Raw genomic sequence first — 19,344 nt, forward strand, 5'->3', positions numbered from 1 at the left:
CCTTGCTAATTTATTATTTACAGTTAGTGATCCAGTTTCAATTTATTTATTAGTTGATGGACTTATCATTTACTTTCTTTATTTTGAATTTATTGCATTAATTATTAAATATTTTCAGTCGAATTATCACTTTCCATTGCAATATTTTATTTATATTGCAATAACTGCGGTAATTAGGTTAATTGTTGTTGAACATAAAAATCCTCAGTTACTTATTGTTTACTCAGGAACGATACTGCTACTTGTTATTGCATTATATATTTCTAGTGCTGAAAGATTGAAACCTAATTAAAATTATAAAAGTAGTAAAAAAAGCATAATCTTACTAATATGAATACAGTTATGATCTACTATAATCAGATTATATGAATGTTTCATATGAGGTAGTAAGAATGTTTAACTCTGTTACAGATATTCACAAAAATAATTTTGTTGGTAAAAAAATTATTGTAGGGATTAGCACTTGTTTATTAGGGAATAATGTTAGGTTTGATGGTGGTCATAAGCGCTTTCATCTTGCCGTAGATGAACTATCTGATTATTTTGAATATCAATCGGCTTGTCCTGAGATGGCTATTGGTTTACCTACACCAAGGCCCGCACTAAGATTAGTTAAATCAAATTCAGGAGAAATTGCATTAAAATTTAGTAACGGGAGTGAAGGTGATTTAACTGAAAAGATGAATCGGTATTCTGTTGAGTATTTAGAGAAATTTAATCAGTTTAGTGGGTATATTGTTTGTGCAAAATCACCAAGTTGTGGATTAGAGCGTGTTCGTGTATATGATCCTATTGGTAATGGTAATAGGAAGGCTGGGACGGGTATTTTTACAGAAAATCTGAAAAAAATGATGCCTTGGTTACCAATAGAGGAAGATGGACGATTGAATGATCCTCATATAAGAGAAAATTTTGTTATACGTGTATTTGCACTGGATGAGTTGAATGAATTGAGAATGAACGCATTTACTCGTCAGTCTTTAATCGATTTCCATACAAGATATAAACTGCTCTTATTGGCTCATTCACAACCTCTTTATAGAGAGTTAGGTCGCTTTGTTGCTAATAATAAAGAATGGCATTCATTGGAAGCTTTTTTTGATGAATATCGAAATAGATTTATGACATTATTACAGCACCAAGCAACACGACGTAATCATACCAATGTTCTTATGCATGTGCAGGGGTATTTTAAGCGCTATTTAACATCAAATCAGCGACAAGCATTAAGTCAATTGATTTTAGAATACCGTCAAGGAATACAGCCTTTATTAGCACCTTTAACATTAATTAATCATTATCTATCAGAGCATCCTGATAATTATTTGAGTAAACAGAGATATTTTCATCCTTATCCTCAATCCTTAAGATTACGTTATGGATTATAATAAACTTATTGATAGGAGGAAAATATGATACGTTCTTTTGTCACTTTTTTAAGTTCATTTATTCTTACTGGATGCAATGTTATTCCTCCGAGTGACATTAAGCCTGTTAATAATTTTGATCTATCACGTTATCTTGGGCAGTGGTATGAGGTCGCTAGAATAGATAATCGTTTTGAAAAAGGCTTAACGAAAGTTACCGCAAATTATTCATTACGAGATGATGGTGGTGTTAAGGTTATTAATCGAGGTTGGAGTCAAAATAAACATCGCTGGAAAGAAAGTATCGGTAAGGCTTATTTTGTTGATTTATCTAATAAAGGTGCATTAAAAGTATCATTTTTTGGTCCATTCTATGGTGGATATAATATCATCAAATTGGATAAGAATTATCAATATTCTTTGGTTGTAGGACCAGATAAAGATTATTTATGGATATTATCACGTACACCGACCATGCCATCAAATTTGTTGAATGAATATATTCATTTTGCAACATCATATGGATTTGATAGTAACAGGATCATAATATTTTAACAAAAGGTATATAGCTGAATTTAAATACTATCTAATTTGATGGTATTTAATTATAATTTGAAAATGCCTATTCATATTATCCATTATAATAACACTGGTAATGATTATTTACACCTAAGAGCATGGGGATTTATGAGTTAGTGTTATCCAGGCTAGTCGTTTTGTTTTTATTGGTGAATAAAATGTGCACTTTTCTGATTTTTTATTTATATCGTTCTCGATTTGAGTTGTTTGTTTAACTGACTGATTTTTATCATTATTAGTTATTATAATGAAAGTAATTATAAAAAATAAAGAAATAAGAAATAAAATAATATATCGCACTTGATTACTCCGTTTCATAAATATTATTTATTATTTTATGAATAAATTTATAAATATGTACAGTAATAAATAAGAATTACTATATTTTTATAAATCATCTCGAAAATCTCTTAATAATTTCTCTTTATATTAATCATTAATGGGCACTCCGTAGGGGTGTATATGTGTATGGATAAATTAACCAATGTAACCTATGGAACAGCAGGCCTAACGGCCTTTTTTGCCAGTCTCTCTTTATATGAATGGGGATTTGTTATCGGGATGGCGTTCAGCATGGTTCTCGGTTTAGCTACTTATTTTATGACTCGAAGAGAACAGCGAAAACGTACTCAATTATTTGAAGAGCTTGTTCGTCATGTTGACCCACAAAACCCGACCGAAACGTTAAAAAGACTTGCTGAATTAATGGTGAAAGCACCAAAGGATATTTAATGTCTCTCAAACAGAAAATAGCGGCGCTAACAACAGCAGGAGCCACAGCAATCGCATTAGTAGTGATAGCCCATTTTGAAGGTGTGCGTTATGAACCTTATCGTGATGTGGCAGGCGTTTTGACGGTTTGTTATGGGCATACAGGCAAAGACATTATTCAAGGTAAGACATATACACAACAAGAATGTGATGCGTTATTACAAAACGATTTTATTAAGACACAACAGAAAGTCGATGCATTAATCAAAGTACCACTCGATGACTACACCAAAGCCGCTTTATATTCCTTTGCTTTTAATGTAGGAATGACAGCATTTGCTCGCTCAACATTACTCAAGAAATTAAATGCGGATGATAGAGCGGGTGCCTGTGAAGAAATAAAACGTTGGGTATATGCGGGTGGAAAGGTTTGGCGAGGGCTTGTCAGTCGTCGAGAAGCGGAGTCAGCACTATGTCATGGAAACCTTTAATCATCATTATCAGCTTTATCCTTGCATTACTCATTACAGTCGCTGGTGGCATTTATCTCTTGATTGATAACTCATGTACTAAAGACCAAGTTAGTTTAGAAAAGCGCTGTCAGATAGCTCTCTCACATCATCGGTACTAATCATGAAATACGGGAAACTCTATGCCGTCATTGCGATGGTAGGCATCATTGTGGGTAGTTATTGGGTGATTAACTGGCAAGCTAACAGAATTAATCTATTAGTAGAAACAAACAAAGAACTAACGATTGCTCTCGAAGAACAGAGGTCTATTAATACTGATTATCAAGCACGCATAATGCGATTAAATCAGTTGGATATTCAATATATACAGGAGTTAGCGAATGCCAAGAATGAAATTAGTCGCTTGCGTGATATTAGTGAGCATCATCCTGAGCGGGTGTATATCAAAGCCGAGTGCCCAAAAAACAAAACCACTCCCGCCACCCGCTTGGCTTATGCAACCACCGCCCGACCTACTGACACCGCTATCAGAAATTATTGGTTACTCAGAGAGCGAATTGCAGAGTCAGAACAGATGATTAAAGGGTTGCAGGATTACATTAGAGTGGAGTGTGTGAACTAAAAAAAGCCCAGCATGGGTGCATGGGCAAACTAACTAAACACCAATCAGTAAGAGTATAGCGAGGTTGATTTTAGTTAGTATAGCTTAAGTAAGTATATATACCAGATTGATAATTCTGATTAACTTATTTCTTACCCAAATAAAAACGCAAGATAAAAATAACCCTGTGAGTTTGGGCTCCCACAGGGCTTTCACTAGTATGTGTGAAAACAATAGATTACCAATATTCAGTAAGCCAATCTGTTAATAATCAACGTAAGTTTTTAGAAAACAATCGCCTCGCAATAGCGGGGCTTTTTAATGGAGAAATATCATGGCAGTAGAAGGTTCAGAGAATCCAGTTAAATTCCGTGAAGAATTGGATAAAAGCATTCCAAAAGAATAACCCCGACAAGGTTAGATAAATCGTTTATCCATTAAGGAGGTCGATCCCTATCTTGACTGCTAGGAATAGACTAGAAGTGACCAAAGTAACGTAGTGACACGTGATGATGGTTGCGAATGGTTACTTTTTGTCGTCTGTATATATAGGCTTGGTGCAGGTGGCTTCCATCACAGGCATCCCTGGGGATGATATGGATTCAATTATTACTTTTGTGTCATTTCCACGAAGTAATGTAAGCCTTGTATCGTGGCTCATCCAATAGAATTCTTTGTAATAAGGTACTCCGAATTGAGATGAGTATGCTCCTTTTACCTTCATAGCATAGGTCGGAGATGGCATATGACTACTCTTTTTAGCTGGCGCTATCTTGAGGATTTGTGTTGCATTTGATTTATAAACAGAAAATATCTGGCTATCCTCACTTTTTTTGGTGGTGCCGTCTTGGGAGTAATTAATCCAAGAGCACTCCATTTCAAATATCAGGGTTTCATCTGTTGCATTAGCGCACACAGTGAACGGTATAAGTAAAGCAAAAAGATACTGTCTCATGATCCCTCTATGTCAATGCAATATCGTCTTACGACAAGACTATCACAAGAAGAGCTAACTATGACTGAAAAATATCACGTAATAGCAACTAAGAAAGATGGCTCAACATACAAAGGCATAATGACCACTAAAGAGCCTCATGTGACCAATAGGATAATCGGTAGCGCAAAAATAGAATACAAAATAAATTAGACCAAAAATAGCGTGTTTTGGGCATTCTTCAGGCCTGTGAGGATAAATAAAGGTGAGCAATTAAGCTCTATAAAAGACACAGGAGAATTCTAATGTCTAAAACAACCGATCAGCTGATCAACAATCTTAAGCATAACTTCAAGTTACTGGAAACCATTTATCAATCAGGCTTGTCAATTTACTACAATACTGACGTAATCCATGATGCTATTGATGCAATCATTGATGAGTTAAGGCGACGAGGAGTTGCTATCTAACAATAGCCCGCTCCGGCGGGTTTTTTATTGCAAATCACAAAGCTCACTATGGTGAGTTTTTTAATTTGTTATTGAGGATATGAATATGGCTAAAAGACCAGATTGGGAGGCCATCGAGTCGGCTTACCGAGCTGGCGTGATGTCACTCCGAGAAATAGCTTCACAGCATGGCATATCTGAAGGGGCTATACGCAAGAGAGCTAAGAAAGATGATTGGTCGAGAGATCTTAACGCAAAGATAAAATCTCGTGCTGATGATTTGGTACGCAAAGAAGAAGTACGCAAGCAGGTACGCACAGAAACAACATTATCTGAGCGCGTACTTATTGAGGCTACGGCTGAGGTTATTGCTAATGTTCGTATGGAGCATAGAGGTGATATACGCCGGGCGCGTGAACTGGCTAACGTCTTGTTTGACGAACTGAGTGCAAAGTGCGCAGATGTGCCTGCCCTGAATAAGTTGGGCGACCTGATGTTTAGTCCTGATGATAATGGTCGCGACAAACTCAATGAAATTTATCACTCAATTATCTCCCTGCCTGAGCGTGTTAAATCAGCAAAAGCACTTAGTGAAACACTTAAGAACTTAATTGGACTTGAGCGTCAGGCATATGGCCTCGATGACGTTCAGCCGAATAAGACAGCTAGCCAACTATCAGATTTAATGGATGACTTATCTAAGGAATAATCATGAAGCCAGAACATCTTGCATTATTAAGAGATAAGCTCTGGCGATTGAACCATCTCTACTGGATAACCAATAAAGAAGGCAAGCCAGTTCGATTTAAAATGACGCCCGAGCAACTTGAATATTTTGAAGGGATGCACACGCGAAACATTATCCTCAAGGCTCGTCAGCTTGGCTTTACTACTGAAGTCTGCATTATCCAACTAGACGCGGCTCTATTTGAGGCAGCCAAATGTGCATTGATAGCCCACACGCTAAACGATGCTAAGCGACTATTCAGGGAAAAGATAAAATACGCTTACGAAAAACTACCTGATGAAATTAAAGCGGCAAATCCAGCGAGTAATGATGCGTCTGGTGAGTTGGTGTTTAGCAAAGGCGGGTCACTTTATATCAGTACATCATTTCGTGGTGGTACACTCCGTTATTTGCACGTTTCTGAGTTCGGTAAGATATGTGCTAAGTATCCAGAGAAGGCTCGTGAAATTGTCACTGGTGCATTTGAGCCGGTATCAAGCGATTGTTTCACGACAATTGAAAGTACAGCGGAAGGTAGAGCAGGTTATTTTTATGATTACTGCCAGTCTGCTGAGAAAGCACAAATTCAGGGCAAGACTCTTTCTAACCTAGACTGGAAATTCTTTTTCTTCTCATGGTGGAAGAATTCAGAGTATGCGATTGACCCTGTTGATCAATTACCACAGCGGTTAGTTGATTACTTCGATGAGATATCAAGTAAGCACGGCGTTCAATTAAACGAGCGCCAGAAAGCATGGTATTACGCCAAAGAGAAAACACTTGGCGACGATATGAAGCGGGAATATCCGTCAATACCGTCTGAAGCATTTCAGCAATCTGTTGAAGGTGCTTACTACGCCAAGCAATTCCGCTTCCTGTACGAAAATAAACGCATTGGTACACTTCCTGATAACTCGCATCTACCGGTTCATACGTACTGGGATATCGGCGTGGGTGACTCAACGTCAATTTGGTTTATTCGTGAGGTTGGTGCGGAATTCCATGTCATAGATCATTACTCAAATAGTGGTGAAGGCCTGCGACACTACATGAAAGTGCTGAAAGACAAAGGCTACACATATGCAAGTCACAATGGCCCTCATGATATCGATAACCGTGAGTTTGGTTCTGATGCGAAATCTCGGCGTGAATTAGCGCGTGAAGGGTACGAAATCGACGGACAAATTTACTCAATTCGATTTGACGTAGTGCCGAAACTTTCCATTGATGAAGGCATTGAGGCTGTGCGTGAAATTCTCCCCCACTGTGTTTTTGATGAACATAAATGCAGTGTAGGCATCGCTCATCTTGAGGGGTATCGCAAAGAGTGGGATGACAAACGTGGATGTTGGAAAGATAAACCGCTTCATGATTACACATCTCATGATGCTGATGGATTTAGATATTTTGCAGTGAGTCGAAGAAATACTAAACGGTTGACTAAGAAAATAGAATTTAACTGGAACTAACATGAATACAAACGTTGATTATAAGCATCCAGCTTACAATGAGTTTTTGCCTGAATGGGACATGATTGGCGATTGTGTTGATGGCGAACGAGTTGTTAAAAGCAAGAAAGAGAAATACCTCCCTCATCCGGCAGATAACAAAGATGAAGATGATAAGGGTAATGAGCGTTATAAGCGCTATTTAGCTAGAGCATCCTTTCTGAATGCCACGGGTAGGACACTTAGTGGTTTACTTGGTATTGCTTTCAGTAAGCCAGTAAAGATTAGTGTTAGCGGTAGTGTCGAGTATTTAGAAACTGACATAGACGGTCAAGGCCAGCCACTAACCCAAATGATAAGGGATGCGTTATCGCAAAACTTACAGCGTGGTCGAGCTGGTCTATTAAGTGATTTTAGCGGAGCAGGGATTCAGTCAGAAGCTAATAAGGGACGCCCTTATGTTCGATTGTTCACAGCAAAAGAAATCATCAACTGGCGTGTAACGAATGGGAAAACATCCCTCGTTGTCCTCAAATATCAAGAGCCAGTAGATACAGATGATTTTGAACTGCAAATGCAGAATAACTGGATTGAATTAAGGCTTATTAATGATGTCGCTCATTCTCGTCGTTGGTATGAAGATGGAGACATAAAGGTTACAGATTGGGTTGTATTGAGTGATGCGATTGGCAGTCCATTAAATGAGTTGCCATGGTCATGGATTGGCTCAATGAATAATGATCACACTCCTGATTCTCCACCTCTTGCTGATATAGCATACGTGAATATCAAACATTATCAGGCTGAGGCTGATATAGCAGAATCGGCACATACTGTCGGTCAACCAATGGTTGCATTAACAGGTCTTACAGATGACTGGGTTGAGAAACATATGTCTGATGGATTTACTGTTGGCTCCCGTAAAGGGGTATTGCTACCACAAGGTGGTGACATGAAGTTTGCACAGCCCGAAGATAGAAATATTCAAATCACTCTAGCTGAACGTAGAGAGAAGCAAATGGCAATGCTAGGCGCTAAGTTAGTTGAACGAGGAACGTCAGCAAGAACTGCTACACAGGCACAGGATGAGGCACAAACAGATAATTCAGTGCTGTCATTGTGTGCGGGTAATGTTGAGCAAGCATTTAACCGAGCACTTGATTTTTGTATCCAGTTTGCGGGTGGTGGCGAAGCGTCAATACAACTGAATAAAGTTTATGATATAGCTAAGCTAGATTCACCAACGATTACAGCGTTATTGGCTGCGTTGCAATCAGGATCTATGCGATTGATTGATTTTGTTAAGTACTTGCAAAGTATCAATATCATTTCTCAAGACGAGAGGGCTGAGGATGTTGTTGATGAACTGGAATTAACGAGAGGGGCAAATATGTTGGGAGTGTGACTATGCAACCGAGCATCATCCTTGACAACGCATTAATGATACAGGTCATGCTGGAAAGGTTGAAGTCATCAACAGCAGATACTCGTGATTTAGTGTTGGATATTCGTGCCACTGTGGCATCTGCGCTGTCTACCTTCTCAGGTGATATTTCCTCTATAAGTAAAGCAAAATCAATCGCGCTTGCATTAAAAAAATCACTAAAGCCAGTTCTCTCTAGTCATTCTGGAAAATTGCTTGATGAAGCCATCAGTGTTGCCATTGTTATGGCAGATGCCGAATATCGAGGTTTTAACTCACTTCTAGAAGGTATTAAACCTGCCAATTATGAGAAAGTGCGTAAAGATGTACAAAACATCCCCATGAACCTGACGGGATGGAGTGGTTCGTTATTCCTAGAAAAGTTTATTGAATCTTGGGCTGATACATCCATTCAACAGGTAGAAAATCAGGCACTGATATCACTATCATCTGGTGGTGATGTGTCTGATCTGCAATCAACGATTAACGGGACGTCAGTTGAACCTCTAATCATCGCATCGTCGGTAGTCGGTAGGATTGCTAGGGGCTTTCAGATGATATCCAGAACCTCTTTACAGCATGCGCACAGTATAGGGGCAATGGATTTTTACAAAGAGAATCCTGATCTGATTAAGTATGAAGAGTTCAGCGCAATACTGGACAATAAAACATCATCAGTATGTAGATCATTATCCGGTAATCGCTATCCACTAGGAAAAGGCCCCAAACCTCCTCTTCATCCTAATTGCCGTAGTCGATTACTTCCAGTTTTAGATGAGAAATACATAAACTTAATTACAACAGATTATGTCGGTAATTCTGAATGGGGTGAAGAGTCTTATTACGAGTGGCTTTATCGCCAACCAGCGAACAGGCAGGACATTGTATTAGGTAAGACTAGGGCTCAGTTGTTTCGTGATGGTGGATTACCGCCTGATAAATTCGCAAAGTTACAGCTCGATAAATACTTTAAGCCAATAACGCTTAAGGAACTTCAACGGATCATACCTGAAGCTTTTAATAAAGCAGGTATCGACCTCAAATGACCCACTTCGGTGGGTTTTTTATTATTCGCAGTTAGAGACTGCACCATCTAAACCAGAGGTTTTACGATGTTTAAATACCTATTAACAAAAGAAGAATTTGATGCATTAACTGATGATAAAAAGGTTTTGTATAAAGAAGTCGGTGGAAATTACCAACTTCAAATCGAAGGTATGCCAGAAATTCCAGATGTGTCAGGGCTTCAAAAGAAGGTTGATGAATTACTTTCTGAGAAAAAAACAGAGCAAGAAAAGCGCCGACAAGCCGAAGATGCAGCGAAGAAAGCGGCTGAAGAGCAGGCTCGTAAAAATGGTGATATTGAATCACTAGAAAAAAGTTGGGCTGAAAAGTTAAAGGCGCGTGAAAGTGAGCTATTAGCACAGCTACAGGAAAAAGACGCGAGCCTACACACACTATTAGTTGATAACGTCGCACAAACGTTGGCTACAAAGCTTGCGGGTGATGCTGCACCGTTAATTATCCCGCACATTAAATCTCGATTATCAGTAGAGGACGGTAAAACGCGAGTAGTTGACGCTAATGGGCATCCTTCAGCATTCACTATTGATGATTTAGAAAAAGAATTTCGTAATAACCAGTTATTTGCTCCGGTAATTATCGGTAGCAAAGCCACCGGAACCGGAGGGGAAGGCGGCAAAGGGAAATCACCAGCCGGAGGCAGTGATAAACCCAAAAGCGCAAATCCATTAGTTGATAGCGCACGTCAAATCATTGCTAATATCCCAGAGGATTAATTTATATGTCTTTACATATTTTTCAAAAACAAGTATCGCTAGCAGCAACAGAATTAGTTGCTCAAGCTGTCCGTCAGTTTAACGAAGCATCTGGTGGCGCTTTAGTTATCGGTGATGGTGATCATATCGGTGACTACATTGAGCAAACATCATGGCAGTTACTTGGCGGGCTGGCTCAGCGACGTAACGCTTATGGCTCAGGCAATCTAACGCCACAAGAATTGGGTCAAATCCTTGACCGTATGATTAAGGTTGATGGTCGTATTGGTCCTGTATCTGTTACCCCAACGATGATGAAGCGACTAGGTAAAGATGTGTCAGAAGCGGCCGCGGTAGTTGCTGCTCAATCAGCAGAAGCCATGTTGCAAGATTACCTTAATACTGCTGGTGCAGCATTGAAAGCAGCTATTTCTGGTAATACAACGGCAGTTACTGTTGGCGGAGAAACGCCATCATTAAGAGGTTTGAATAAGGCCACACGTCCATTCGGCGATGCTTATTCACGCATTGTTGCTTGGTTAATGGATGGTGCAACGTTCAACGACTTTATGGATGAGACACTAACCAACGCGAATAACCTGTTCCAAATTGGTAACGTCGCCATTAAACAAGATAACCTTGGTCGTCGTTTTGTTATCTCTGATATTCCCGCTTTGTCAGATGCAGACAAACAGCATTCGTTAGGTTTGGTTACTGGCGCCGCAGCGATTCAAACATCGCCATTGATCATGAAGGCTCAGGATGTGTTAGGTCAAGAAAATATTAAGGCACTAATGCAAGGTGAGTATGACTTTACTATTGGTTTGCGTGGTTATCAGTGGAGTAAAGATAGTATCAAATCACCCACTAACGCACAGATTGAAACGGTAGCTAATTGGAAGCAGATTGCTACTGATATTAAAGATACCGCTGGCGTTATGGTTTCATTTGGCAAGAATACTAGTGTTGGTGGGTAATGCGAGGGGGCAGTAGCCCCTTATTTATCCATGAGGAGTGATCATGTCTATTGTGATTACGGTTGAGCAAGTTAATGAGCAATTAGAGGTGATGGGGTTTGAGGCAACAAGCCTTGTTATAAGCTCTGCCATATCTATTGTGGATACTATTGATACTTGCCTTGATAACGCAGGATATTCAGATGCAGTTGTTACTTTAATTAAGCTGTATTCGGTTATCCTCATATTATCATCTGCTGATGTTAGAAAAATATCCTCAGAACACGCACCTTCTGGCGCTTCTGTTTCATATCAGTATTTTGCTGATGGTAGAAAAACATTGTTAAAAACGCTGTCCTCTCTGGATCCCTTTGGATGTACCGATAGCTTACCTATTGAACGACCTGTTGGTCTTGTTCAGTTTGATGTGGCTCGGGGGTGATATGGGGAAAATCCTGCGACGATTTTGCAAGGGGTGGGCAACCATTTGGAAAATTACAGGTAAAGATGGTTACGGTAAACCCATATTTTCAGAGCCAATTCATATCCGATGTGATTACGGAAGTAGTTTTAAAGATGGTAGAAAAACCATTGGCACTGAAATAATCATTAAGAATGTTATTTGGACTGAGTATAGCGAAGCAACTCAAGAAGACTATATCGCCATTGGCAAACATGAAGATAGAGATCCATTTTTGCATGGTGCTAGTAGGATTAAGTCTATCGATAGAGACCGAGATATTAATGGTGGTCTAGATGATTACACATTAACGACGGCGGTATAACTATGGGGGCAAAAGTAAAAGGAATAGGTAATGCGATATCTAACTTAAACTCTCTGGTTGGAAGTATAGCGTCAAAAAAGATAGCTCGAGCCATGCATAGAGCGCTAGATATTGGTGGTAGGCAAGCTGCTATATACACACCCATTGACACTAAAACGCTCATTAACTCACAATTTAGAGATGTAAAAGTAAAAGGCACACTATTTACTGGTCGCGTTGGTTATTCTGCTTCGTATGCTGTTTTCGTTCATGATCCTAATGTTAAGCAAAGTTTCCGCAGACCTACTGCGAAGAAAGAATTCCTCCTGAAAGGATTTGAGGAAACGAAACAAATGATTGATAAGGCTGTTGCTGAGGAGTTTAAAATATGACGACCTTTGAGCGACTGAAAAACTATTTTTCTGAATCAGGTTTATCAGATGGTCTCATTAAGCAGGATTATATTTGGAATGAAAAAGAAGGTAATGATTCGGACTCATACATCGTATTTCAGCAACAAAATGGAACTGGACGTATTGATGATCTAAGTGGTGATGATTTTTTTACCATTTCACTCATATCTGGTAAGGCGTGGATTGAGTTTATTGTTCAGCGAGCTAACGAAATACTAGAGTATGTAAGGTGTCATTCTAGAAGCCATAACATTGGTTTCATTATCAATACATCTGGTTTTGTTAATCCAATTCAAACAACAGAAGGTAGGTTTGTCATCCCACTTTCTTTCCGTTGTACATTTTAAATTAAATACATCTCAATAGGTCGCTTATGCGGCCTTTTTTATTTGCAAATAAAGAGGTTATAACATGTCACAATGTCCTGACAAAAAAGGTCTGGTGATGGGCAATGCAGGAATTATACGTATTGCAAAAGGATGCCCTGACCAAGTGCCAGCACAAGATCAGTTTTTACGCTTAGGTGCGTTAACAAGCAAATCATTCGATTTCGGTATGGAGACGGTAACGTCTAATGCTGATGATATCAAAGGATTAACGGAATCAATCGTTACTGGCGCTGATTTCACCATTAGTTTTGATGGTGAATTGAAGAAAGCTGGCGTAACTGGCTCTACTTCTGCTTTCGATATTGCAAAAGAAATCCTTGATGAAATCAAAGCTGGTCGCCAGCCAGATTATTGGGTTCAACTTGATATGAAAGGTGATGGCTCTGATGTTGTTCAGGGCTATATGTTATTTACATCATGGTCTATGGAATTTCCAACAAAAGAAATCTCCACTTATTCAGGTGAACTGAAAGTTGCTGATGCAGAAACGGTTGAATGGCTACAAGAAGAAATCGTTGTTGAGAGTGTCGCAGTCGAACCAGCTACTCTGTCTGTAAAAGTGGGTGAAACTAAGACATTTACTGTCAAATTTACACCAACCGATGCAACTAACAAAAACTACACCGCTGTGAGCGATAAGACAAACTTTGCAACAGTTACCCAACTTGCGAATGTGGTTACTGTACGTGGTATTGCCGAAGGTACCGCAAACGTTACTGTCAAATCCGAAGATGGTAGTAAAACAGCCAAATGCGTGGTTACTGTTACCGCTGCTTAATATTACAAAGGGTGCTTTCGAGTGCCCTTGAAATATTCAGGAGGGATTATGACGCCTATTTTAGACATCGGTGAGATGGTTATCTCTACTGATAAAAAGGATTACTTATTTAGACCATCGTTCATCAATATGACAAGAATCGGTGAGCCTAAACAGATTGTGAACGCATACGGTCAATTAAATGGCACAGAGGTGCAAGAGTTAATTACACGCGCCGTAATGAGTTACAGTGTTATCCCCGATTGGTTAATAAAAGCGATTAGCAAGCCAACATACGGGCGCAATATTTTGCAAACTGCAATGATAGTAATGCAGGCGTGCTGTGATAATGATTGCTCTGAAATTATTGGTGAATGGAAATCAGGTAAGCGCGGTATCGTCTATAAAAACGGCAAGATGCCAATCGCTGACATTATCGTCATTGCCAGAGAATTATTCACTCATGGAATTATTGGTAAAGCTAAGATCCGCAAACTGCAACGTAACGAAGGCAAAAGCGAATTCTCTGATAAGTTCATGGCAATTGATTACATCAGTTCTGCCCGTGCTCATTTTGGAATGAATCGTGATGAAGCCGAACAGTTAACCATGACTGAATTTCAGATGATGCTCAGGGCTAAATACCCTGATGAGAAAGGATTTACTAAAGAAGAATATGACAACATCATGAAGCAAGATGATAAGCGCAATGATGAGCTGATCAGTGGTAAGCGTCGATTGGTTAGTAGGAAGAGAGGATAACAAGGGCATCCGTGCCCTTTGTTATTTTAAGAAACTATAAATAACTAAAAAAAGCACAATATAAATAAAGAAGCTAATTAATCTTTCTAGCTTAGTTTTGGGTTTTCTATTCGTCTTTCCTGATAGTTTTGTCGAGTAGGATAATCCTGTCCCTGGTAAGCCAAATGTAGCCTTTGTTCCATTTTTACCAATATTAATTGTTGATCCTCTTTTCCCAATAGAAGTGCTAACTCCAGTCTTTCCTACATTAATGTGAATACCGGGAGCAATTTTAATTCTCTTTCTAAATTTAAATCCCATGATAGCCTCTTGTGGTTATTTCTTTTTGGAGATACCAGACACCCTAAAAGGTATTTGTTTAAGTATCTTATCTACTGATTCTTTAATTATGTTAGCTTGGGTTTCAATTTCTATGAATTTGTCAGATTCAGGTGTTGTTACGCTATTACTAAGTAAAGACAGTTGATGTTTCAGTCTTTCAACTTCTCCTGCAAGTAGAGAGGCTAATTTATATTCTTTTAATAGAGTCATTACTCTACTGTAACTATCACCCTTAAGTGAAGCGCTGTCTAGCACGGCATCCATTTCATTCCAGCGAGTACCTAATACCGCCATTAACGAAGTTGAAAACGTGCCTGCACGATTCTCACTTAAGTCTGAAATGCAGATTTATACTAATGCAGCTTAATCCATAAATACTCACAACAGCCCCGAAATAGGGGCTTTTTTAAGGACTGATAATGCCTAAATTTACCCTTGTTCCTAATCCAACCTTTAAAGCTAATGTTAAGATCCCAGTTACTGGAAAAGAAACGCCAGAAGTAGTGACATTCACCTTTAAACATCAACCAATGAGCCAGCTTGATGAGATGCGAGAAAAGCCAACTACTGATTTCTTTGAGCAAATTATTGAAGATTGAGCGATTGAAGAGTCGTATAACAAAGAAAACTTAAATCTACTGTTAGATAACTACCCATCAGCCTCTCGTGCTATTGCTTCCACGTATTACAATGAACTGCTAGATAATCGCGAAAAAAACTCTTAACGGTCGCTGAGGCAATGTATGGCGGAATGAGTTCAAAAGAATCAGTTGAGTTCGAGCGTGCTTTTGGCTTTCCGCCAGATATTGATGATGTTGAAATATAGCCTGATGTTTGGGATTCGTATCAAGTATTTTCAGCTATGAATACACAATGGCGTGTAGGTATGAATGGTATTACTGGGCTGGATTACACGCCGTTAAGCCAAGTGATGGACTTATTCGATATCAAAGACAGAGCGACCGTGTTTAGTGTTCTGCGGATTATGGAAGTTAAGGCGTTGGAGGTAATGCATAAGAGGTCAAAATAACGAGTTAAACACATGTTAAGGATAAAGAAAATTGCCTCACTTTAGTGTACAGTCTACTATTAGGTAATTTACTAAATAGCAGAAAAATATATGACTGTAGGTAATTTTTATTCAGAAGTAGCAAGGCTAATGAAGGATGCTGGGTGGAAAGCGCAATCAATATCTAGTACGCATGAGACTTGGCATCATATTGTGTCGGGAAGGAAAATTCAGGTTCCATTGATTATAAGAGTTTATACTGAAGCAAATAATATTTTAAGAGATGCAGGGGTAGTCGCTAGGTTTTAGTGTGATTTTCATACAGTAAGGTGCAGAGCGTGTGTTAAATTATCTATTAAGGATTTTTATATGATTGCTGATCATATTCCAGAAAAAGAAAAGATTGTGATGTTTGAATTCATGTATGCATATGCGAGATTAGAATATTGTCTAAAATTAAAAATAAAAGACCAGACAAGACAAACTGAAGGCAAGAACGCAAGAGCTGATTGGGGTAAGTTTATTAGTGATAATAAAAAAATAATAACATATAAAGATATTCCAGCAGGAAAAGAATTATTTGATTTAAAACCTAAAAAGCAGGTGTTTGGTAATGCAGGATGGGTAGACATTAATGATACAAAAAATGAATTAAATAATATTGTTACTGCTTTAAAAGCCGTAAGAAATAATTTATTTCATGGAGGAAAAGAATTGGAGCATGGGTTTGATTATTCTCCTAGAAATATGAAGCTAATCAGTACCAGCTTGAATGTCATACATCAAATTATTAAATTTTTAAAATGGGAAGAAGATTTCTTACCTATCCACTAATACCCGCTCCGGTGGGTTTTTTATTGCCTGAAATTTGCGATCATATCACAATTACATAAATGAAAACGAATTTACCTTGATTTACTTTAATAAGGATATAGCATAAGGAAAATTTAACTATTGCGTGGTTGGTATGTCAAAAAAAGAAGGTTTAAAACCGAGGGGATGTTGTTGGTTGGTAGGTGCTATCGTTATAGCTGTGTGGCTATCTATATCTATAGCCATTCTCGGGGAAAAGGTGTTCACTGCGGCTGGGCTTAGGAATGGTGTTAACTTGTTTGTACTCCTGTTAATTGCATTCGTTGTGTCTAATATTGCATCAATAGTATATGAAAAAAAATTCAAAAATGACGCTGTGTTACTTTTTGTTATGGCTGCGGATATGGTAACCCTATCCACATTAGGGTTAAATATTGCTGAAGATTATGTAAAAGCCAATCCAGTGACCTCTGGAGTTATGGTTTTTATTTCTTGTTGCATTTATTTGTTTTTTATACTTATTAAGTACATGACACCTAAGAAAGAATCAGAGGTAAGTAACGGTGGGAAAGATTGTACAGAGGCGCGATTTACCAAACTAGAAAAATAGAATAGAAAGTATTTATCTTGAAGTTTCTCATATTCAAAAAAGCGTTAATAATCAAACAATATGGTTAATGATTATTATACTCATAATAGCTTTAGGCTCAGCTTCTGTATTTGGTATTTTGTTTTTATATAGTTTATCATTCATTTCATAAACAAGGGCATCCGTGCCCTTTGTTTTATTTTGATGAGGTGATTAAGGTCGGTTGTAGTCAAAATCTGATAGTAGATAGTCAGCTTCTTTGTCAGTTATGTAATTGCCTACGATTGACATGAACTTTTCTTTATCTGGAATAGACCAAAAGCTACCGAATATTGAACGTACTTCTTTCAACTTTTCATCAGATATCTTATTGGTAATATTAAAGCTTTTAGTATATTGACTTAAACGCGCCAATCTTACAGGAGTGAATTTTGGTGGTTTAGTGGTATATGGTGTTATGTATTTTTTATACATGTTTTCAGCGAACTTCACCGCAACACCCTCATCAAGACGTTGAACATTTGGTAGATCTTCGTGCTCTGCCGGATTCAGTAAATGTACAGATTCATGGCATATTTCATAAAAAATCTGCTCCCAATCATCGTATTTGCAGCCAATGTATATCATCCATTCATCTGACCCATTTATGGGGTAAACACTAGAGTTCATCGGTAAATAATCTAACGGCTCTTCATGACCAAGCTGAACCTCGTACCTGATTTTTGTCTCACTGTACCCGTAAGTCTGCTTTGCTACATAAAAAGATGTGAATGATAATACTCGTAAAATGTATTCATCATCATGGTTGTCACGTGATGGATTTTTCAGTATATGACACTTGGTTATATCATTTATGGCATCTTGATGAACAGCCTTACCAATATCACAACACAGCCTTAAAATTGCTTCTTTAAACGACATCTCACATCCTTATTTACCATATTGTTAATTGTTTTTAGTTAGTAATTTTTCAAGCATGGACTCAATTTTATCTAGTCTTTTGAAAATATTTTTATTCTCACTAATTTTTTGATTTTTTAGTTGTTCTATTGGTAAGCCATCACTAGTGTCGTATAGTTTTTTATGGTTTGCGTATCCATTAGTAAATGAAAAATCTATTCTTGATTCAATGGCAACACCTATTATAAATCTACCTTTCTCAAGAGGTATTGTGGAATATTTATTGTTAAGTGATGCTAAATATTCATGACCTTGATCTACAATATACTGCTTGAATATTGCTGATTCGCTGTTAGGTAGCCTACATAGCACAAAATCACCATTAGTCGCCTCTATTAGCGGATCAAAAATAACAAGACTGCCAGTAGTAAAACTCATACCATTATCAGATTGCATTGATTCACCTTCAATTACTATGGCAAATGAATCACTAGATGCATTTTGAGGTGCTGCAATATAGTCATACCCAATGAGACTTTTTGAATCGTCATTATTTTCTTTAAACAAAGTTCCTGCTTGAACAAATGAAATTACAGGTATTAACGGCAAGGTAATAGTGGATCTAACGCGCCCAATCTCAGGGGATTCGCCAATACCTTGAGCTAACCATTCGGCGGTAGCTCCTAATGTTGCGGCAAGATTGTTTAGTACATTAATTCTTGGCTTTGAGTCACCAGCTTCATAGGCTGCTATTTGCCTACGGACTACTCCTACCTTATCAGCAAGATCACCTTGAGTAAGCCCTAAAGATTGCCTAACTAGCTGTATGCGATTTTTAAAATTATCATCTATATTCATATGTGAACTCTTTAAAATTCATATTGACACAAATTGGAGTCATGATATATAACTAATACTACATCATGAAGATGTGATATTGAAATACTTCATAGGAGATAAAATGGAAAAGAAAAATAGAATTATGCCGTACCCATTTCGGATGAAGCCAGAAATGAGGAAGTGGATTGACCATGTTGCGGAAAATAGACGCCGCTCTACTCAGGTTCAGCTTGAATATATTTTAGAGGTATTTAGAGAGAAGGTGGAAAATGGCGAACTTGAGATGCCGTAAAAAAGAAGAAACCCCAACTGTTCGAGCAATTGAGGTTTCATTATCAAAT

At 38.1% G+C, this 19,344-nt stretch carries 28 protein-coding genes and 2 pseudogenes; 25 read left to right on the forward strand and 5 right to left on the reverse strand.

The window, feature by feature from the left end:
* The 7 genes from JEP71_RS16470 to JEP71_RS16500 all read left to right on the forward strand — a co-directional run.
* Positions 1–292: phosphate-starvation-inducible protein PsiE (locus tag JEP71_RS16470; RefSeq protein WP_198626614.1), on the forward strand; the 292-nt coding region annotated here is incomplete at its 5' end.
* A gap of 100 nt (positions 293–392) precedes the next feature.
* Entirely contained in the window at positions 393–1,388 is a 996-nt protein-coding gene (locus tag JEP71_RS16475; protein ID WP_109372766.1) for a YbgA family protein, read from the forward strand.
* A gap of 24 nt (positions 1,389–1,412) precedes the next feature.
* Positions 1,413–1,922, forward strand: a complete 510-nt coding sequence (locus tag JEP71_RS16480) for a lipocalin family protein (protein WP_109850509.1) — start codon at positions 1,413–1,415, stop codon at positions 1,920–1,922.
* 486 nt (positions 1,923–2,408) lie between these two features.
* On the forward strand, positions 2,409–2,678 hold the full coding sequence (locus tag JEP71_RS16485; protein WP_098943665.1) for a hypothetical protein: 270 nt from the start codon (positions 2,409–2,411) through the stop codon (positions 2,676–2,678).
* Positions 2,678–3,148 carry a lysozyme gene (locus tag JEP71_RS16490; protein ID WP_109850508.1) on the forward strand — a complete coding sequence of 157 codons (471 nt, stop codon included), beginning with the start codon at positions 2,678–2,680 and terminating at the stop codon, positions 3,146–3,148. The genes JEP71_RS16485 and JEP71_RS16490 overlap by 1 nt, the downstream gene beginning before the upstream one ends.
* Entirely contained in the window at positions 3,130–3,288 is a 159-nt protein-coding gene (locus tag JEP71_RS16495; protein ID WP_004244729.1) for a hypothetical protein, read from the forward strand. Before JEP71_RS16490 ends, JEP71_RS16495 begins: the two co-directional genes overlap by 19 nt.
* 2 nt (positions 3,289–3,290) lie before the next feature.
* Positions 3,291–3,752: a lysis protein gene (locus JEP71_RS16500; RefSeq protein WP_109850507.1), complete on the forward strand. Its 462-nt coding sequence runs from the start codon at positions 3,291–3,293 to the stop codon at positions 3,750–3,752.
* Positions 3,753–4,257: 505 nt separating this feature from the next.
* On the opposite strand, the gene JEP71_RS16505 is transcribed toward JEP71_RS16500, so the two are convergent.
* Positions 4,258–4,686, reverse strand: coding sequence for a hypothetical protein (locus JEP71_RS16505; RefSeq protein WP_036976683.1), 429 nt, complete (start codon positions 4,684–4,686; stop codon positions 4,258–4,260).
* A gap of 284 nt (positions 4,687–4,970) precedes the next feature.
* Here JEP71_RS16505 and JEP71_RS16510 point away from each other — a divergent pair, with 284 nt between their 5' ends.
* The 13 genes from JEP71_RS16510 (at position 4,971) to JEP71_RS16570 (ending at position 14,531) form a co-directional block, all read left to right on the forward strand.
* On the forward strand, positions 4,971–5,135 hold the full coding sequence (locus tag JEP71_RS16510; protein ID WP_164530411.1) for a hypothetical protein: 165 nt from the start codon (positions 4,971–4,973) through the stop codon (positions 5,133–5,135).
* Between the two features lie 85 nt (positions 5,136–5,220).
* Positions 5,221–5,823, forward strand: a complete 603-nt coding sequence (locus tag JEP71_RS16515) for a hypothetical protein (RefSeq protein ID WP_198626615.1) — start codon at positions 5,221–5,223, stop codon at positions 5,821–5,823.
* A 2-nt stretch (positions 5,824–5,825) separates the two neighbouring features.
* On the forward strand, positions 5,826–7,310 hold the full coding sequence (locus tag JEP71_RS16520; RefSeq protein WP_198626616.1) for a terminase: 1,485 nt from the start codon (positions 5,826–5,828) through the stop codon (positions 7,308–7,310).
* Position 7,311: 1 nt separating this feature from the next.
* Positions 7,312–8,694 (forward strand): DUF4055 domain-containing protein, encoded by a 1,383-nt coding sequence (locus JEP71_RS16525; protein WP_109850504.1) that lies wholly within the window; start codon positions 7,312–7,314, stop codon positions 8,692–8,694.
* 2 nt (positions 8,695–8,696) lie between these two features.
* Positions 8,697–9,758 (forward strand): phage head morphogenesis protein, encoded by a 1,062-nt coding sequence (locus tag JEP71_RS16530; RefSeq protein WP_198626617.1) that lies wholly within the window; start codon positions 8,697–8,699, stop codon positions 9,756–9,758.
* A 66-nt stretch (positions 9,759–9,824) separates the two neighbouring features.
* Positions 9,825–10,511: a hypothetical protein gene (locus tag JEP71_RS16535; protein ID WP_198626618.1), complete on the forward strand. Its 687-nt coding sequence runs from the start codon at positions 9,825–9,827 to the stop codon at positions 10,509–10,511.
* Positions 10,512–10,516: 5 nt separating this feature from the next.
* Positions 10,517–11,467: a major capsid protein gene (locus JEP71_RS16540; protein WP_109850502.1), complete on the forward strand. Its 951-nt coding sequence runs from the start codon at positions 10,517–10,519 to the stop codon at positions 11,465–11,467.
* A gap of 43 nt (positions 11,468–11,510) precedes the next feature.
* Positions 11,511–11,888 (forward strand): DUF7370 family protein, encoded by a 378-nt coding sequence (locus JEP71_RS16545; protein WP_198626619.1) that lies wholly within the window; start codon positions 11,511–11,513, stop codon positions 11,886–11,888.
* A 1-nt stretch (position 11,889) separates the two neighbouring features.
* Positions 11,890–12,231, forward strand: a complete 342-nt coding sequence (locus JEP71_RS16550) for a hypothetical protein (RefSeq protein ID WP_052038475.1) — start codon at positions 11,890–11,892, stop codon at positions 12,229–12,231.
* 2 nt (positions 12,232–12,233) lie between these two features.
* Positions 12,234–12,602: an HK97 gp10 family phage protein gene (locus JEP71_RS16555; protein ID WP_198626620.1), complete on the forward strand. Its 369-nt coding sequence runs from the start codon at positions 12,234–12,236 to the stop codon at positions 12,600–12,602.
* Positions 12,599–12,970 carry a phage tail termination protein gene (locus JEP71_RS16560; RefSeq protein ID WP_198626621.1) on the forward strand — a complete coding sequence of 124 codons (372 nt, stop codon included), beginning with the start codon at positions 12,599–12,601 and terminating at the stop codon, positions 12,968–12,970. Before JEP71_RS16555 ends, JEP71_RS16560 begins: the two co-directional genes overlap by 4 nt.
* Positions 12,971–13,034: 64 nt before the next feature.
* Positions 13,035–13,790, forward strand: coding sequence for an Ig-like domain-containing protein (locus tag JEP71_RS16565; protein ID WP_198626622.1), 756 nt, complete (start codon positions 13,035–13,037; stop codon positions 13,788–13,790).
* 48 nt (positions 13,791–13,838) lie between these two features.
* On the forward strand, positions 13,839–14,531 hold the full coding sequence (locus tag JEP71_RS16570) for a DUF6246 family protein (RefSeq protein ID WP_160230140.1): 693 nt from the start codon (positions 13,839–13,841) through the stop codon (positions 14,529–14,531).
* A 21-nt stretch (positions 14,532–14,552) separates the two neighbouring features.
* On the opposite strand, the gene JEP71_RS16575 is transcribed toward JEP71_RS16570, so the two are convergent.
* Both JEP71_RS16575 and JEP71_RS16580 read right to left on the reverse strand, forming a co-directional pair.
* The gene (locus JEP71_RS16575; RefSeq protein ID WP_098943649.1) at positions 14,553–14,831 is read right to left on the reverse strand and encodes a DUF4236 domain-containing protein; all 279 of its coding nucleotides are present in this window, start codon (positions 14,829–14,831) and stop codon (positions 14,553–14,555) included.
* A gap of 15 nt (positions 14,832–14,846) precedes the next feature.
* Positions 14,847–15,146 (reverse strand): hypothetical protein, encoded by a 300-nt coding sequence (locus tag JEP71_RS16580; RefSeq protein ID WP_098943648.1) that lies wholly within the window; start codon positions 15,144–15,146, stop codon positions 14,847–14,849.
* A gap of 125 nt (positions 15,147–15,271) precedes the next feature.
* Here JEP71_RS16580 and JEP71_RS16585 point away from each other — a divergent pair.
* From JEP71_RS16585 to JEP71_RS16600, 4 genes and pseudogenes are all read left to right on the forward strand, one after another.
* Positions 15,272–15,577: pseudogene (locus JEP71_RS16585) on the forward strand (phage tail assembly chaperone).
* Between the two features lie 113 nt (positions 15,578–15,690).
* Positions 15,691–15,882 (forward strand): annotated as a pseudogene (locus JEP71_RS17670) (DUF1799 domain-containing protein); the annotation flags it as partial.
* Between the two features lie 348 nt (positions 15,883–16,230).
* A complete protein-coding gene (locus JEP71_RS16595) occupies positions 16,231–16,695 on the forward strand; it encodes a hypothetical protein (RefSeq protein ID WP_098943644.1) in 465 nt (154 codons plus the stop codon).
* A gap of 133 nt (positions 16,696–16,828) precedes the next feature.
* Positions 16,829–17,284, forward strand: a complete 456-nt coding sequence (locus JEP71_RS16600) for a hypothetical protein (RefSeq protein ID WP_160230141.1) — start codon at positions 16,829–16,831, stop codon at positions 17,282–17,284.
* Between the two features lie 192 nt (positions 17,285–17,476).
* Here the strand turns inward: JEP71_RS16600 and JEP71_RS16605 are convergent, their stop codons facing one another.
* Both JEP71_RS16605 and JEP71_RS16610 read right to left on the reverse strand, forming a co-directional pair.
* Entirely contained in the window at positions 17,477–18,184 is a 708-nt protein-coding gene (locus JEP71_RS16605; RefSeq protein WP_098943640.1) for a hypothetical protein, read from the reverse strand.
* 24 nt (positions 18,185–18,208) lie between these two features.
* Entirely contained in the window at positions 18,209–19,021 is an 813-nt protein-coding gene (locus tag JEP71_RS16610; RefSeq protein ID WP_098943638.1) for a LexA family protein, read from the reverse strand.
* Between the two features lie 103 nt (positions 19,022–19,124).
* Between JEP71_RS16610 and JEP71_RS16615 the strand changes: the two genes are divergently transcribed.
* On the forward strand, positions 19,125–19,295 hold the full coding sequence (locus JEP71_RS16615) for a hypothetical protein (RefSeq protein WP_160230142.1): 171 nt from the start codon (positions 19,125–19,127) through the stop codon (positions 19,293–19,295).
* Positions 19,296–19,344 lie beyond the last annotated feature (49 nt).

The sequence above is a fragment of the Proteus sp. PR00224 genome (assembly GCF_016238105.1).
Classification (GTDB): Bacteria; Pseudomonadota; Gammaproteobacteria; order Enterobacterales; family Enterobacteriaceae; genus Proteus.

Coding starts and splice junctions, on each gene's coding strand:
- JEP71_RS16475 (WP_109372766.1), top strand. CDS start 393: ATGTTTAACTCTGTTACAGATATTCACAAAAATAATTTTGTTGGTAAA.
- JEP71_RS16480 (WP_109850509.1), top strand. CDS start 1,413: ATGATACGTTCTTTTGTCACTTTTTTAAGTTCATTTATTCTTACTGGA.
- JEP71_RS16485 (WP_098943665.1), top strand. CDS start 2,409: ATGTGTATGGATAAATTAACCAATGTAACCTATGGAACAGCAGGCCTA.
- JEP71_RS16490 (WP_109850508.1), top strand. CDS start 2,678: ATGTCTCTCAAACAGAAAATAGCGGCGCTAACAACAGCAGGAGCCACA.
- JEP71_RS16495 (WP_004244729.1), top strand. CDS start 3,130: ATGTCATGGAAACCTTTAATCATCATTATCAGCTTTATCCTTGCATTA.
- JEP71_RS16500 (WP_109850507.1), top strand. CDS start 3,291: ATGAAATACGGGAAACTCTATGCCGTCATTGCGATGGTAGGCATCATT.
- JEP71_RS16505 (WP_036976683.1), bottom strand. CDS start 4,686: ATGAGACAGTATCTTTTTGCTTTACTTATACCGTTCACTGTGTGCGCT.
- JEP71_RS16510 (WP_164530411.1), top strand. CDS start 4,971: ATGTCTAAAACAACCGATCAGCTGATCAACAATCTTAAGCATAACTTC.
- JEP71_RS16515 (WP_198626615.1), top strand. CDS start 5,221: ATGGCTAAAAGACCAGATTGGGAGGCCATCGAGTCGGCTTACCGAGCT.
- JEP71_RS16520 (WP_198626616.1), top strand. CDS start 5,826: ATGAAGCCAGAACATCTTGCATTATTAAGAGATAAGCTCTGGCGATTG.
- JEP71_RS16525 (WP_109850504.1), top strand. CDS start 7,312: ATGAATACAAACGTTGATTATAAGCATCCAGCTTACAATGAGTTTTTG.
- JEP71_RS16530 (WP_198626617.1), top strand. CDS start 8,697: ATGCAACCGAGCATCATCCTTGACAACGCATTAATGATACAGGTCATG.
- JEP71_RS16535 (WP_198626618.1), top strand. CDS start 9,825: ATGTTTAAATACCTATTAACAAAAGAAGAATTTGATGCATTAACTGAT.
- JEP71_RS16540 (WP_109850502.1), top strand. CDS start 10,517: ATGTCTTTACATATTTTTCAAAAACAAGTATCGCTAGCAGCAACAGAA.
- JEP71_RS16545 (WP_198626619.1), top strand. CDS start 11,511: ATGTCTATTGTGATTACGGTTGAGCAAGTTAATGAGCAATTAGAGGTG.
- JEP71_RS16550 (WP_052038475.1), top strand. CDS start 11,890: ATGGGGAAAATCCTGCGACGATTTTGCAAGGGGTGGGCAACCATTTGG.
- JEP71_RS16555 (WP_198626620.1), top strand. CDS start 12,234: ATGGGGGCAAAAGTAAAAGGAATAGGTAATGCGATATCTAACTTAAAC.
- JEP71_RS16560 (WP_198626621.1), top strand. CDS start 12,599: ATGACGACCTTTGAGCGACTGAAAAACTATTTTTCTGAATCAGGTTTA.
- JEP71_RS16565 (WP_198626622.1), top strand. CDS start 13,035: ATGTCACAATGTCCTGACAAAAAAGGTCTGGTGATGGGCAATGCAGGA.
- JEP71_RS16570 (WP_160230140.1), top strand. CDS start 13,839: ATGACGCCTATTTTAGACATCGGTGAGATGGTTATCTCTACTGATAAA.
- JEP71_RS16575 (WP_098943649.1), bottom strand. CDS start 14,831: ATGGGATTTAAATTTAGAAAGAGAATTAAAATTGCTCCCGGTATTCAC.
- JEP71_RS16580 (WP_098943648.1), bottom strand. CDS start 15,146: ATGGCGGTATTAGGTACTCGCTGGAATGAAATGGATGCCGTGCTAGAC.
- JEP71_RS16595 (WP_098943644.1), top strand. CDS start 16,231: ATGATTGCTGATCATATTCCAGAAAAAGAAAAGATTGTGATGTTTGAA.
- JEP71_RS16600 (WP_160230141.1), top strand. CDS start 16,829: ATGTCAAAAAAAGAAGGTTTAAAACCGAGGGGATGTTGTTGGTTGGTA.
- JEP71_RS16605 (WP_098943640.1), bottom strand. CDS start 18,184: ATGTCGTTTAAAGAAGCAATTTTAAGGCTGTGTTGTGATATTGGTAAG.
- JEP71_RS16610 (WP_098943638.1), bottom strand. CDS start 19,021: ATGAATATAGATGATAATTTTAAAAATCGCATACAGCTAGTTAGGCAA.
- JEP71_RS16615 (WP_160230142.1), top strand. CDS start 19,125: ATGGAAAAGAAAAATAGAATTATGCCGTACCCATTTCGGATGAAGCCA.